Origin of the sequence: Paenibacillus sp. FSL H7-0940 (assembly GCF_037979415.1) — a bacterium.
Lineage (GTDB): Bacteria > Bacillota > Bacilli > Paenibacillales > Paenibacillaceae > Paenibacillus > Paenibacillus amylolyticus.
The window spans coordinates 1,186,654-1,199,396 of the sequence record NZ_CP150280.1; the positions used below are offsets into that span (position 1 = coordinate 1,186,654).

The 12,743-nt window shown below is 48.0% G+C and carries 16 protein-coding genes; 12 read left to right on the forward strand and 4 right to left on the reverse strand.

Annotated features, from left to right (window positions below; all coding sequences use genetic code 11):
- The first annotated feature begins 95 nt into the window (after window positions 1-95).
- Window positions 96-308 (forward strand): hypothetical protein, encoded by a 213-nt coding sequence (locus tag MHB71_RS05275; RefSeq protein WP_289389700.1) that lies wholly within the window; start codon window positions 96-98, stop codon window positions 306-308.
- 8 nt (window positions 309-316) lie between these two features.
- Here MHB71_RS05275 and MHB71_RS05280 read toward each other — a convergent pair whose 3' ends face one another.
- Both MHB71_RS05280 and MHB71_RS05285 read right to left on the reverse strand, forming a co-directional pair.
- Entirely contained in the window at window positions 317-664 is a 348-nt protein-coding gene (locus MHB71_RS05280) for a potassium channel family protein (protein ID WP_036607883.1), read from the reverse strand.
- A 63-nt stretch (window positions 665-727) separates the two neighbouring features.
- Window positions 728-1,039, reverse strand: coding sequence for a DUF2627 domain-containing protein (locus tag MHB71_RS05285; protein WP_036607881.1), 312 nt, complete (start codon window positions 1,037-1,039; stop codon window positions 728-730).
- A gap of 230 nt (window positions 1,040-1,269) precedes the next feature.
- On the opposite strand from MHB71_RS05285, the gene lpdA reads away from it, so the two are divergent.
- The 5 genes from lpdA to lipB all read left to right on the forward strand — a co-directional run bounded on the left by lpdA (window position 1,270) and on the right by lipB (window position 7,151).
- Complete coding sequence (lpdA, locus tag MHB71_RS05290; protein ID WP_340029024.1) at window positions 1,270-2,694, forward strand: dihydrolipoyl dehydrogenase; 1,425 nt, start codon at window positions 1,270-1,272, stop codon at window positions 2,692-2,694.
- 139 nt (window positions 2,695-2,833) lie between these two features.
- Window positions 2,834-3,862, forward strand: a complete 1,029-nt coding sequence (locus tag MHB71_RS05295; RefSeq protein WP_340029025.1) for a thiamine pyrophosphate-dependent dehydrogenase E1 component subunit alpha — start codon at window positions 2,834-2,836, stop codon at window positions 3,860-3,862.
- A 2-nt stretch (window positions 3,863-3,864) separates the two neighbouring features.
- The gene (locus MHB71_RS05300) at window positions 3,865-4,851 is read left to right on the forward strand and encodes an alpha-ketoacid dehydrogenase subunit beta (RefSeq protein WP_017687621.1); all 987 of its coding nucleotides are present in this window, start codon (window positions 3,865-3,867) and stop codon (window positions 4,849-4,851) included.
- A 47-nt stretch (window positions 4,852-4,898) separates the two neighbouring features.
- The gene (locus MHB71_RS05305; RefSeq protein ID WP_340029026.1) at window positions 4,899-6,332 is read left to right on the forward strand and encodes a dihydrolipoamide acetyltransferase family protein; all 1,434 of its coding nucleotides are present in this window, start codon (window positions 4,899-4,901) and stop codon (window positions 6,330-6,332) included.
- Window positions 6,333-6,443: 111 nt separating this feature from the next.
- Window positions 6,444-7,151, forward strand: a complete 708-nt coding sequence (lipB, locus tag MHB71_RS05310; protein ID WP_076251122.1) for a lipoyl(octanoyl) transferase LipB — start codon at window positions 6,444-6,446, stop codon at window positions 7,149-7,151.
- Window positions 7,152-7,177: 26 nt separating this feature from the next.
- Here the strand turns inward: lipB and prli42 are convergent, their stop codons facing one another.
- A complete protein-coding gene (gene prli42 / locus MHB71_RS05315; RefSeq protein WP_017687624.1) occupies window positions 7,178-7,279 on the reverse strand; it encodes a stressosome-associated protein Prli42 in 102 nt (33 codons plus the stop codon).
- Window positions 7,280-7,585: 306 nt separating this feature from the next.
- Between prli42 and MHB71_RS05320 the strand changes: the two genes are divergently transcribed.
- Window positions 7,586-8,719 (forward strand): M20/M25/M40 family metallo-hydrolase, encoded by a 1,134-nt coding sequence (locus tag MHB71_RS05320; protein ID WP_047843589.1) that lies wholly within the window; start codon window positions 7,586-7,588, stop codon window positions 8,717-8,719.
- A gap of 112 nt (window positions 8,720-8,831) precedes the next feature.
- On the opposite strand, the gene MHB71_RS05325 is transcribed toward MHB71_RS05320, so the two are convergent.
- Complete coding sequence (locus tag MHB71_RS05325) at window positions 8,832-8,966, reverse strand: Z-ring formation inhibitor MciZ (protein ID WP_100527202.1); 135 nt, start codon at window positions 8,964-8,966, stop codon at window positions 8,832-8,834.
- Window positions 8,967-9,088: 122 nt separating this feature from the next.
- On the opposite strand from MHB71_RS05325, the gene MHB71_RS05330 reads away from it, so the two are divergent.
- The 5 genes from MHB71_RS05330 (at window position 9,089) to MHB71_RS05350 (ending at window position 12,672) form a co-directional block, all read left to right on the forward strand.
- Window positions 9,089-9,682, forward strand: a complete 594-nt coding sequence (locus tag MHB71_RS05330) for an NUDIX hydrolase (RefSeq protein WP_051447058.1) — start codon at window positions 9,089-9,091, stop codon at window positions 9,680-9,682.
- Between the two features lie 2 nt (window positions 9,683-9,684).
- Complete coding sequence (locus MHB71_RS05335) at window positions 9,685-10,905, forward strand: endonuclease Q family protein (protein ID WP_340029027.1); 1,221 nt, start codon at window positions 9,685-9,687, stop codon at window positions 10,903-10,905.
- Window positions 10,906-11,066: 161 nt separating this feature from the next.
- Complete coding sequence (spoIIM, locus tag MHB71_RS05340; RefSeq protein WP_017687629.1) at window positions 11,067-11,696, forward strand: stage II sporulation protein M; 630 nt, start codon at window positions 11,067-11,069, stop codon at window positions 11,694-11,696.
- 107 nt (window positions 11,697-11,803) lie between these two features.
- Window positions 11,804-12,271 (forward strand): Fur family transcriptional regulator, encoded by a 468-nt coding sequence (locus tag MHB71_RS05345; RefSeq protein WP_036607866.1) that lies wholly within the window; start codon window positions 11,804-11,806, stop codon window positions 12,269-12,271.
- 158 nt (window positions 12,272-12,429) lie between these two features.
- The gene (locus MHB71_RS05350) at window positions 12,430-12,672 is read left to right on the forward strand and encodes a DUF4227 family protein (protein WP_017687632.1); all 243 of its coding nucleotides are present in this window, start codon (window positions 12,430-12,432) and stop codon (window positions 12,670-12,672) included.
- The last annotated feature ends 71 nt before the right edge of the window (window positions 12,673-12,743 follow it).

Genomic DNA, 12,743 nt, shown 5'->3' on the forward strand with positions numbered 1-12,743 from the left:
AGAACTAATCTGCGCAGCTTTGTGTTACTATATGGATTGTTAAGGTATTGGTTACGGCAGCTAGTTAACAGGAGTTGTGAAAAGAGGTGTTTAGTATGAGTGAAGCATTAACATCACTTCAAGAGCGATATGAAAGCCTGAAAAAACAGGGATCTCTAGATGAAGCGGCGCAGGCATTATTTGCAGAACTGTTCGCAGAAGCGGAGAGACTGCAGGCAAGTAACCTTACCTTGCGTAGAACGATCTTGAAGTCTTCTTCCAAAGAATCACGTATGTCTACCAAACTGCGGGATGCCTTATACGAATGACCCGGAGATTACTCCGGGTCCTCTTCTGTCTTTAATTTGCGAGGGAACAGAATACCTGCTGTAATTCTGGCAATCATGGCAAAGGTGAGACCAATGCCTGCAAACATGTAGATCACGGTAAAGGCTTTGCTGAATCCGGTGGTTGGCACAAATTCAGGATGTCCCACCGTAGTCAGGGTAACCGCACAGAAGTATAACGCATCGATCCAGTGCAGACCTTCAACACGAGTGTAAAATAAAGTGCCTGACAGCAACGTTGCTGCCGTTAACGCGAACAGAGCCAGAAACTTAGGGTCTTTGAACGCATGGAAAATGCCTTTGAGCAATCGTTGTAACGTGATTAGAAATGATACCATGATGATCCATCCTGTCTATGTAAAGTAGGCGGTGTGTTGTATGAACACACAAAAAGCCCGGACTCATGGAGTCCTTCCGGGCGTCTCTGCTTTTTCGGGTACACTTTTGGACCGGAAACGGGGACCTACATAATTACGCTTACGGTCACGGAACAGGATCCAGCCTCCCAGAAAACTCATACCTGCGGCAAAAAGGACAAGTCCACCGCCAAAGGAAAGCCACTGGAACCCTGGTGAAATCAGTTCGTTCCCGTGCTCGGCATAATATAGGAACAGGGCATCTTTCATCATCAGAAAACCCTTCATTGCCATTAAACCGGGGATGACCAGGACAACAATTGCCAAAAATCGCGCAAAGACCAATCTTGTATTCATGAGCATTATACCCTTTCTGCCAAAGTCGAGATTAAATAAAGGTTACGCTTACAGATCATACCTGATTCCATCATAGCTTGGAATGCATAGGCTGTCCATGTGTGATTGGTTCAAACTTTGAGTTGACCGCTCAAGGAGAGTACAATGGCATATAGAGGGTATAAGCTAAACCATGATTTAAGCTATCATAAATTATATTGAAATTTGATTCATAGAGGAGAGCATGAGAGATGCCAATTACATGTGATGTTGCAATTCTTGGAGGAGGGACCGGTGGATATGTAGCCGCGATCCGGGCTGCACAGCTGGGAAAACATGTCGTTATTATTGAGAAGGACAAGCTTGGCGGTACCTGTCTGCATCGTGGCTGTATTCCGAGTAAGGCTTTGCTGAAAAGTGCGGAAGTATACGCCGAAATCCAGGAGAGCGAGACGTATGGTATCGAGACAGCTGGAGCTACACTTGTATTTCCCAAAGTACAGGCGCGCAAGGATGCAATTGTCGAACAGCTCCATCAGGGCGTTCAATATTTGATGAAAAAAAATAAAATCCAGGTTGTACACGCGAAAGGTCGCGTCATCGGACCATCCATCTTCTCACCGCAGAGCGGAGCAGTCGCTGTGGAGTTTGAAGATGGCGAGATGGATACGGTAGTTCCAACCAATCTCATCATTGCCACTGGTTCGCGTCCACGTGTGTTGCCGGGCCTGGAACCGGACGGCAAATTCATAATGAGCAGCGACGAAGCCCTGCGTATGGATGAACTTCCTGCATCACTCATCATTGTCGGTGGGGGTGTGATTGGACTGGAGTGGGCATCCATGCTGAATGACTTTGGCGTAAACATCACAGTAGTAGAAGCAGCTGCTCACGTGTTGCCTGCCGAGGATGAGGATGTTGCCAAAGAAATGCAGCGATTGCTCAGCAAACGAGGTGTTCGTTTCCTGACAGGTGCCACCGTTCTAACGGAAACATATAACACAGATCAAGAGGGCATCCAGATTGATGTGCAGCTTGGTGAAGATAAGCAGGAAACGCTGAGAGCGGAGAAAATGCTCGTATCGGTTGGACGTCAAGCTAATGTGGAAAATATCGGACTTGAAAATACAGATATCAAACTGGAGCGTGGGTTCATCGCTGTGAACAAACAGTTACAGACCGGTGAAGGTCACATCTACGCCATTGGTGACTGCATCGGCGGTTTGCAGCTTGCACATGCCGCAAGTCATGAAGGCATTCTCGCTGTCGAACATCTGGCGGGCGAAACGGTACATGCCGTAGAATCCCACCGCATCCCGCGCTGTGTGTACACACGCCCGGAAGCAGCAAGCATCGGATTCACCGAGCGTGAAGCCAAAGAACGTGGCTATGACATCAAAACAGGCAAGTTCCCATTTTCGGCCATTGGCAAATCGCTTATTCACGGAAGTCGGGATGGATTCGTGAAGGTGATCGCAGATGCCAAGACGAATGATATATTGGGGGTACATATGATTGGCACCCATGTGACGGAATTAATCGCTGAGGCCTCTCTGGCTCAGATGCTGGATGCCACACCTTGGGAAGTCGGACAAACCATTCATCCGCACCCTTCTTTGTCAGAAATTATGGGTGAAGCCATGTTGGCGGTCGATGGAAAGGCCATTGGAATGTAAGCCAAACAAGCTTATGAGAAAGGTCCTTTCCTTTTTTGGGTAAAAGGGATTATAATAAGGTTAAGCCAAGTCTTAGTACCAGGTTATAAGATCGGGTAGTAAGAGTGGCACAGGCTCTGATTAAAAGGAGGTACCTCATATGAGTTCACAAGGTACTGCAGACGCGGTCCACCGGCATCAACAGCTGGGACTTAGCGATGGTGAAGTATTGGATATGTACAAATACATGCTGCTCGCGCGCAAGTTTGACGAGCGTTGCTTGCTCTTGCAACGGGCTGGCAAAATTAACTTTCACGTATCCGGTGTAGGACAGGAAGCTGCGCAAGTAGGCGCTGCTTTTGGTTTGGATCGGGATCACGATTATTATTTACCTTATTACCGCGATTACGGTTTTGTACTGGCGGTAGGCATGACTCCGCGTGAGTTGATGTTGTCTGCTTTTGCGAAGGCGGAAGATCCGAATAGTGGCGGTAGGCAAATGCCGGGTCACTTCGGTCACAAAAAGCTACGGATTGTGACGGGTTCCAGCCCGGTTACAACACAGGTTCCGCACGCTGTTGGATTTGCGCTGGCTGCCAAAATGAAGAAGCAAGAATTTGTTTCTTTTGTTACGTTTGGCGAAGGATCAAGCAATCAGGGTGACTTCCATGAGGGAGCCAACTTTGCAGGTGTGCATAAATTGCCTGTCATTATTATGTGTGAGAACAATCAATATGCAATTTCGGTACCGATTCATAAACAGTTGAGCGGCAAAATATCCGATCGAGCACAAGGATACGGTTTCCCCGGACTACGTGTAGATGGTAATGATGCATTAGAAGTATATGCTGCAGTGAAGGAAGCACGTCGCCGTGCCATAGCCGGGGAAGGCCCGACACTGATTGAAGCGATGATGTATCGGTTGTCACCTCATTCCACCTCCGATAATGATCTGGCTTACCGGACCAAAGAGGAAGTTGAGGAGAACTGGAAGAAAGATGGCGTTCCTCGTATGAAGAACTACTTGATCGATTGCGGCATCTGGGACGAAGCCCGGGATGCGGATCTGGCTTCCCAGCTTGCGCTGGAAATGAAAGAAGCAACTGAATATGCAGACAACGCGCCATATCCTAAACCTGAGGAAACTCTGACGCACGTTTATGCGGACAGCGAAGAAGGGGGACGGTAAGTATGGCAGTGATGGAATATATTGATGCAATCCGTCTCGCGATGAAAGAAGAGATGGAACGGGATGAAAATGTGTTTATCCTTGGTGAAGACGTAGGTCTCAAAGGTGGTGTGTTTACCACAACTAAAGGGCTGCAAGATCAGTTTGGCGAAATGAGAGTGATGGACACACCTTTGTCTGAATCCGCTATTGCAGGTGTTGCCATTGGTGCAGCGATGTATGGCATGAAGCCGATTGCCGAAATGCAATATTCGGACTTCATGTTGCCAGCAACAAACCAGATCATTAGTGAAGCGGCGAAGATCCGCTATCGTTCTAATAATGACTGGAGCTGTCCGATTGTTATACGCGCGCCGATTGGTGGCGGAATCTTCGGTGGGTTGTATCACTCCCAATGTCCGGAATCGATTTTCTTTGGTACGCCTGGTCTGAAAATTATAGCTCCCTACTCGGCATACGATGCTAAGGGACTGCTGAAGGCCGCTATTCGCGACCCGGACCCGGTACTCTTTTTTGAAAATAAAAAATGCTACAAACTTATCAAGGAAGATGTGCCTGAAGATGATTACATCGTTCCGATTGGTAAAGCCAACGTACTTCGTGAAGGTGCGGATATTACGGTGATCGGTTACAGTCAGCCGCTGCATTTTGTCATGCAGGCTGCTGAGGAGCTGGAGCGTGAAGAAGGCATTACAGCACACGTTCTCGATCTGCGCACATTGCAACCGTTGGATCGTGAAGCGATTATTGCTTCCGCTCGTCTGACAGGCAAAGTGCTGATCGTACACGAAGATAACAAAACGGGTGGTGTAGGTGCCGAAGTTGCCGCGATTATTAGTGAGGAATGTCTTTTTGAACTGGATGCACCGATTCAGCGTCTTTGCGGACCTGATGTGCCGGCCATGCCAATTAGCCCAACATTGGAGAAATTCTACATGCTGAGCAAGGACAAAGCTAAAGCTGCAATGCGTACACTTGCCGAGTTTTAATTTCGTTTTTTGGATCGTTTAAAAGTAAAGTTTGGAGTGATAATCAAATGGCTGAACGTATGAAATGGATCGAGGTCATTATGCCGCAATTGGCGGAATCGCTGGTCTCGGCTACCATAGGCAAATGGTTGAAAAAACCGGGCGACCGTGTGGAACAGTACGAGCCGATCTGTGAAGTAATCACTGATAAAGTTAATGCCGAGATTCCATCCACTGTGGATGGAATTATGGGTGACCTTTTGGTGGAAGAGGGCACAACGATTGCTGTTGGTGAAGCAATCTGCCGCATGCAGGTCGCAGCTTCTGACGAAGAAGCGGCTGAGCAAGTAACACAAGTATCGCAGCAACAGGAGCAAGTGCAGCAACATGCGAGCCATACTCCTGTTGCCGCGTCAAATACAGCAGGACATGATCCGAACCAGCCGATGCGTAATCGGTATTCCCCGGCAGTGCAATCCTTGGCAGCAGAGCATGGCTTGAACTTGCAAAGTATCCAAGGCACAGGTGCCGGTGGTCGTATTACCCGCAAAGATGTGCTGACATTTGTTGCACAAGGAGGTAACGCGGCTGGATCGTCTGCACAAGCATCATCTCTTGCAGCACAGCATGCGCCTTCTGCTTCTCCATTCAGCGGAGTGAATCGTGGAAATGGAGAAATGGGTTTGACCGCTGGAGAAGCGATCTCAGCGTCCGATGCAGGTGTTCCTGTGAGACATTCAGGCATTCATCTAACCGAAAGTCCGAAAATTCCACAGATCGAAGTGGAAGGTGGCGGCCAGGGAAGATCGGAGTATTTCATCGATGTTACCCCTGTGCGTAATGCCATTGCCCGGAATATGCGTCAAAGCGTATCGGAAATCCCGCATGCATGGACGATGATTGAAGTAGACGTAACGAATCTCGTGATGCTTCGCAATAAACTCAAGGATGAGTTCAAGCGTAAGGAAGGCATCAATCTGACATATCTGTCCTTCATGATGAAGGGAGTCGTTAATGCGATTAAAGACTACCCAATCATGAACTCGGTATGGGCAGTGGACAAAATTATCGTCAAACGGGACATCAACTTGTCCATGGCAGTAGGAACCGAAGATTCCGTACTGACACCCGTAATCAAACATGCCGATCAGCGAAATATCGCAGGTCTGGCCCGTGAAGTGGATGAACTGGCTCGCAAAACACGTGAAGGTACGTTGAAGCTGGACCATATGCAAGGTGGTACGTTCACGGTGAACAACACCGGTTCATTTGGTTCGATCCTGTCCCAGCCGATCATTAACTATCCACAGGCAGCGATTCTTACATTCGAGTCGATTGTCAAGAAACCAGTGGTTATTAATGATATGATCGCTGTTCGCTCGATGGCTAACCTGTGTCTGTCGTTGGATCACCGAATCCTGGATGGTGTAATCAGCGGACGTTTCTTGCAACGTGTCAAAGAAAACCTTGAAGGATATACCATGGAGACCAAGGTGTATTAAGTAAATAGTTGTCGGGAAAGTGTATGTGCCGGAGGCCGTGCACTTTTCCTGCTGTCTACGGACAGGTGCTCAATTGTACACTGAACCTGAAGCAGAAGGGGGTGGGGAATCATGAGCAAGCTGCTGGATGTTGCATACATACCAATGCTTGATTATGAAGAGGCTTGGAACCGCCAGAAAGCGATTGTGCAGCGATTGGACGAGGGCGAGGGAGCGGAGCAGATGTTGCTTTTACAGCACCCGCCAACGTATACGATCGGCTCACAAAATCATCCGGAGCATCTGCTTCTCAGTCCGGAAGAGTTGCGTGAGCAAGGGATTTCTTTGTTTCAAATTGACCGTGGCGGTGATATTACTTATCATGGCCCGGGCCAGTTGGTAGGTTACCCGTTATTGATTCTTGGGCGGGATGAAGACTTGGATCTGCACGGCTATTTACGGAAACTTGAGCAGGTGCTTATGGATTATCTCGCAGACCAGGGCATCGAAGCCGGACGCAAAGAGGGTTACACGGGTGTGTGGATTGGCGATATGAAGATTGCTGCAATCGGCATCAAGTTTAATCGTTGCAAACACCGCCGCGGTTTTGTGACCAGTCACGGGTTTGCTTTTAACATCAGCTCAGGCATTCAACATGCAGGGTTTCAGGGGATCGTTCCTTGTGGGATTGAGCAGTATGGCGTTACTTCACTGGAGGATATAACGGGCAAGTCCTATGCGGTGGAGCAAGTAGCGCAGGAGATTGTTCCGTACTTTAATCGTATTTTTCAATATCAAATTAATTGGGTCACGGAAAAAGAAGCCCTTCAACGTCTGTAAACAGGTCGTCGAAAGGCTTTAGGTTGCTATCCAAACAGCAACGGTTCGAGAGCTATGAAAAGGGTGGACCCGATCATGGCGATCAGCATGAGATAGATGATGATTTTGAACCATTTCTTTTTTTGCATGGATGAGAGAACTCCTTTCAACATAAAGTGTATGTTCAAAAAGACTGGTTTTCAGTACCAAGAAGATGGGATGAAGCTAGAAATGGAGTAGCGGAGCGTAGGGAAAACTACGTGAGCAACCACAATGTTTCCAAAGGAAACATACTTCGTAAGCCTCCCGCTTATTTCGGCTGAATTCCATATTCGATGCAGATGATGCCGCGAGGCATCCTTCGTAATCAAAAGCGGACTTTTTGAACAACCTCATAAAGTAAACAAGCCATAGTAATTGTATTGTACCGTATCCACGAGAGGGAGGAAAGTCCTATGATTAAACAACAACGTGTTATCGATCAGTTCATGGAACTGGTGCAGATTGATAGTGAAACGAAAAATGAACAGAACATCTCCAAGGTGTTAAAAGAACAGTTTACAGATCTCGGGCTTCATGTCTATGAGGATGATACCATGGAGCAAACCGGACATGGCGCCGGAAACCTCGTCATTACTTGGGAAGCTGAAGGAACTGAAGGGGTTGCACCGATCTTTTTCACATGTCATATGGACACCGTGACGCCGGGACAGGGAATCAAGCCTGAACTGGGTGAAGATGGCTGGATCCGCAGTGATGGAACAACGATCCTGGGAGCAGATGACAAAGCAGGGATTGCGGCATTGTTCGAAGCGATTCGTGTGATCCAGGAAAACAAGATTCCACATGGTAAAATTCAATTTGTCATTACGGTCGGCGAAGAGTCTGGACTGGTGGGTGCACGTGCCATGAATCCGAAGGATATCGATGCCGAGTTCGGTTATGCGCTGGATTCTAATGGAGCTGTAGGCACGATCTGTGTTGCTGCTCCAGCGAGAGCTGAAATTCAAATGAGCATCTATGGTAAGTCTGCCCATGCTGGCGTGAATCCGGAAGACGGGATCAGCGCCATTCAGGTTGCGGCAAAAGCAATTGCAGCGATGACACTGGGCAGAATTGATGACGAGACAACAGCAAACATTGGCAAATTCCAGGGTGGGTCAGCACTCAATGTGGTATGTGACTTTGTACAGCTTGAAGCGGAAGCTCGCAGTATTGTTCAGGAGAAAGTTGAATTGCAGGTTGCACAGATGCGTGACGCGTTGGAAACGACTTGTCGCAAATACGGTGCAACAGCTGAATTCAGAAGTGAGATTCTTTACCCTGCATTTGGCTTCCATGATGAACACGAAGTTGTACAACTTGCACAACGTGCCATCCGCAGTATTGGGCTGGAGACAAGTACGTTTGCTTCCGGTGGTGGCAGTGATGCCAATATCTTTAACGGATTCGACCTTCCGACAGTGAACTTGGCGGTAGGGTATGAGGATATTCATACAACCAAAGAACGTATTCGTGCCGAAGACATTGTGAAGTTATCCCAGGTAGTCGTAGCTATTATTCAGGAAACGGCAGCTGACAAGAAATAATATAGAGCACATGTTACCTCACATGTTGTTAGACAAAAGTCCGAACCCGGTCTATCTGTATCGGATTCGGACTTTTTGTGAATTCATGTTATATTTCATGGGAGAAACTCGTTTATTTACGTCCAGCGAGCAGATCAATTAACTTGGCATCTGGGCCCCACTCGCGCAACCATTGTTTGAGTATGAGCTGTACTTGCCGTGCTTGTCCTACCACGTGTAAGGATTGAGGCGTCATATAACTATTCATTGAAAGTCCCCCTGATTCGTTTATATTTGCTGTGAGAGTTCTATACGCTCACCATATGCCCAAAATAAGAGATATATACATTAACCGAATATATAATCCTACGATATGGAGTTGAAGAACCAATGAAACCAAATCAATCTGCCCAATCCATCCACGCGGCGCAACCTGCCAATCCAAAACTGGATGAAGTGACCGTATCCACTAAGCCAATCTTCGAGGGCAAAGTGATTTCGCTTCAAGTCGATACCGTTAAACTACCGAATGGCCAGACGGCTACACGTGAGATAATCCGGCACCCTGGAGCGGTAGCTGTACTCGCTCTGAATGGGGATCGCATGCTTGTTGTGGATCAGTATCGTCAGGCAATGGGACGCACCGAAGTGGAGATTCCTGCGGGAAAACTGGACCCGGGAGAAGAGCCAGAGGTTGCCGCAGCACGTGAATTGCGAGAAGAGACGGGATATGTAGCCAAGTCGCTGCGTCATTTGCGTTCGTTTTACACGTCACCGGGGTTCGCAGATGAGATCATTCATCTTTACATCGCTGAAGAGTTGGAAGCAGGGGACATGGCGCTGGACGAAGATGAATTCCTTGAAGTTGCCGAAATAACTCTGGAGGAAGCCTATGCGCTTATGGACGAGAACCGGATTAGCGATGCCAAAACGATGATGGCCGTGTACGCGTGGGACCTTTACAGAACGACAGGACGGTTCTAGGCATGCAAGACGAACTGGAAACGTCCACGACGTGGGAGCCCTGTTATACAGACCTGCATATCCACATTGGACGAACCTCTCGGGGTGAGGCTGTTAAAATCAGCGGCAGTCGTGATCTGACATTTGAGAATATTGCCCGGGAAGCATCGGATCGCAAAGGAATTCATTTGCTTGGTGTTATTGATTGTCATTCTCCGGTTGTTCAGATGGATATCGAGCAATTGCTGGAGAGTGGTACCATGTCCGAGATTGAGGGCGGCGGTATTGCCTACCAGGATACGACCATTCTGTTGGGTACAGAGATTGAGCTGCGCGAGCCTGGAATGCGTGAGTTCCATATGCTGGCGTACTTCCGTGATCTGAAAACGATGAAGTCCTTCACGGACTGGATGAAACGTTATATGAAAAATGTGAATCTCAGTTCTCAGCGGGTCTACGTGCCCGCTCTTGAGATGCAGGCGGAGATTAAGGCACGTGGGGGACTTATTGTTCCTGCACATGTATTTACACCGCATAAAGGCATCTATGGCAGTACAGCCCCCCGTATGGGCGAAGTGCTGGATACTAGCCTCGTGGATGCGGTAGAGCTGGGGTTAAGCTCGGACTCATCCATGGCCAGTTATATTCGGGAGTTGGATCATGTCCCTTTTCTGACCAATTCGGATGCTCATTCACTCGGTAAGATTGGACGGGAGTATAACGAACTGCAAGTTGCTGCCCCTTCTTTTGATGAATTCCGTATGGCACTTCAAGGAGAAGCCGGCAGGAGCATAGCTGCCAATTATGGACTGAATCCAAGGCTGGGCAAATATCATCGTACCTACTGTGCAGCATGTGGCAGCATTATGGATGAGCAAGCGATGTCAGCAGAGCGCTGTCCGCACTGTGGCAGTCTGAAGCTGGTGCAGGGGGTGCTGGATCGCATCCTGGCGATCTCTGATCGGGAGAGTCCTCATGTTCCTGCAAACAGACCAGCCTATCATTATCAGGTACCACTGGAGTTTATTCCGGGACTTGGCAAAGCCAAACTGCGCCAGCTACTGGACCATTTTGGTACAGAAATGAACGTACTTCATCGCACGCGTGAGGAAGAGCTTGCTGCGGTTGTTGGACCTGTGCTGGCAGGCTTGATTGTGGCTGCACGGAACGGACAACTGGAGCTGTCCTCCGGAGGTGGCGGTACGTACGGAAAGGTTGCTGTTCAGGAAAAAGCCTCGGAGTGACCGGTGTAAATAATCTTTAGTTCAACTCATATAGCTTTCGCTATACAGAGGTCCAATCTGGACAAGAAGTCATACAGGTGCATTCCGGTTCATAAGAATGACTATGAGGATGTAAATGAAAATCCTTGCAGCATGATACCGGAAAGGGGACTCGTACCTGTATGCGCTCTTCCTACTTTACATTTAAAGGTCAGACTTCGTTATATGTATTCGTGGCCGTCTTGTTTCTGGTCGGCGTCATTTTTGGCGCGCTCATGGTGAACGCATTGTCTCTCGAGCAACGCCAGGATTTGGAGGGCTATCTCGGTAATTTCTTCATGACCGTGCAGCACAGTGCACAAGTGACTGAGACCGGGGCATATTGGGACATTGCCATGCTCCATCTGAAATGGGTGGGTCTGATCTTTATTCTGGGTTTATCCGTCGTTGGACTACCCGGTATACTGGTTCTGGATTTTTTGAAAGGTGTGCTCATTGGATTCACAGTGGGGTACCTTGTTGGACAGTATTCCTGGAAAGGGTTGCTGTTTGCACTGGTGTCCGTGGCACCGCATAATCTATTTGTCATTCCGATCCTCCTGATCTGCAGTGTAGCGGCGATGACGTTCTCGTTATACATCATTCGCAATCGTGTTTTGATGCAGCGAACACCTGGTCGACAAAGGCCTTTTGCTTCATATATAGTGTTAACTTTGGTTATGGCTGCACTGCTGCTCGGTGTGGCGTCTTTTGAAACATGGGTTACACCTGCGATGATGCGTTGGGTCACGCCAATGTTACTACCGGCCTAACGTGTACCGTATAGTGTAAAATGTTGACTTTAATTACGCACTCCCCCTATAATGAAAAGAGTGGGTTAAGTTGCAGTGTGCAGTGATTTCCTAGGGGGAGGGAGAAAATGGAAGCACGGATTGATAAAATTAAGCAGCAACTACAGTCCCAAGGATATAAATTAACGCCCCAGCGGGAAGCCACCTTAAGAGTACTTCTTGAGAATGAAGAAGATCATCTGAGCGCAGAAGATGTATTCATGCTCGTTAAAGAAAAGGCTCCCGAAATCGGTCTGGCAACCGTGTACCGTACCCTCGAACTGCTGAGTGAGCTGCATGTTGTAGAGAAAATCAACTTCGGCGACGGTGTAGCGCGTTATGATCTGCGCGGAGATACATCCAAGCATCACCATCATCACTTAATCTGTGTTCAATGCGGAAGTATGGATGAAATACGTGAAGACTGGCTTGGACCGCTTGAAGAGCGTTTGGAGCGGGAATTCAACTTTTCGGTAGTAGATCACCGACTGGACTTTCATGGAATTTGTTATCGTTGCAAAGCTAAAAATGAACAGAAACCCAAAGATGAAGAATAACATAGCATATCTTCAAGCTCTCACCGGCGGTTTTGACGGGAGAGCTTTTTTGGCACCGGACATGATCTGGAGTTTCGCCCAAATGGCATAAACCTGTGTTTATGGACATACCCTGATTCAAGGACATTACCGGATTCGAATCAGGAGGGGACGCGCCCATGATTATATCAGTGCGGAGAGGGCTCCGTTTTATTCGATTTATTATATTTTTTGCTGCATTAGTTTATTTGTTCTATCATGTTCTGGATCTGTTTAATGGCTGGATCTCACCTGTGGATCAGTATCAGATGCCAACTGGCAATGCAATCAAAGTATTTCAGGAAACGGATTGGCCGGGTAATGGAGAAGGACGTCCTACGATGGCAGAGCGTCTCCGTTTGTTCTATTGGTACGGGGAGTAGCTTCGAACAGCCAGGGATGCAAATACGGGAGCAGTCTGCCAGAGCGGCAGATCTGTCAGTTGAGGAGCGTT

Coding starts and splice junctions, on each gene's coding strand:
- MHB71_RS05275 (WP_289389700.1), top strand. CDS start 96: ATGAGTGAAGCATTAACATCACTTCAAGAGCGATATGAAAGCCTGAAA.
- MHB71_RS05280 (WP_036607883.1), bottom strand. CDS start 664: ATGGTATCATTTCTAATCACGTTACAACGATTGCTCAAAGGCATTTTC.
- MHB71_RS05285 (WP_036607881.1), bottom strand. CDS start 1,039: ATGAATACAAGATTGGTCTTTGCGCGATTTTTGGCAATTGTTGTCCTG.
- lpdA (WP_340029024.1), top strand. CDS start 1,270: ATGCCAATTACATGTGATGTTGCAATTCTTGGAGGAGGGACCGGTGGA.
- MHB71_RS05295 (WP_340029025.1), top strand. CDS start 2,834: ATGAGTTCACAAGGTACTGCAGACGCGGTCCACCGGCATCAACAGCTG.
- MHB71_RS05300 (WP_017687621.1), top strand. CDS start 3,865: ATGGCAGTGATGGAATATATTGATGCAATCCGTCTCGCGATGAAAGAA.
- MHB71_RS05305 (WP_340029026.1), top strand. CDS start 4,899: ATGGCTGAACGTATGAAATGGATCGAGGTCATTATGCCGCAATTGGCG.
- lipB (WP_076251122.1), top strand. CDS start 6,444: ATGAGCAAGCTGCTGGATGTTGCATACATACCAATGCTTGATTATGAA.
- prli42 (WP_017687624.1), bottom strand. CDS start 7,279: ATGCAAAAAAAGAAATGGTTCAAAATCATCATCTATCTCATGCTGATC.
- MHB71_RS05320 (WP_047843589.1), top strand. CDS start 7,586: ATGATTAAACAACAACGTGTTATCGATCAGTTCATGGAACTGGTGCAG.
- MHB71_RS05325 (WP_100527202.1), bottom strand. CDS start 8,966: ATGAATAGTTATATGACGCCTCAATCCTTACACGTGGTAGGACAAGCA.
- MHB71_RS05330 (WP_051447058.1), top strand. CDS start 9,089: ATGAAACCAAATCAATCTGCCCAATCCATCCACGCGGCGCAACCTGCC.
- MHB71_RS05335 (WP_340029027.1), top strand. CDS start 9,685: ATGCAAGACGAACTGGAAACGTCCACGACGTGGGAGCCCTGTTATACA.
- spoIIM (WP_017687629.1), top strand. CDS start 11,067: ATGCGCTCTTCCTACTTTACATTTAAAGGTCAGACTTCGTTATATGTA.
- MHB71_RS05345 (WP_036607866.1), top strand. CDS start 11,804: ATGGAAGCACGGATTGATAAAATTAAGCAGCAACTACAGTCCCAAGGA.
- MHB71_RS05350 (WP_017687632.1), top strand. CDS start 12,430: ATGATTATATCAGTGCGGAGAGGGCTCCGTTTTATTCGATTTATTATA.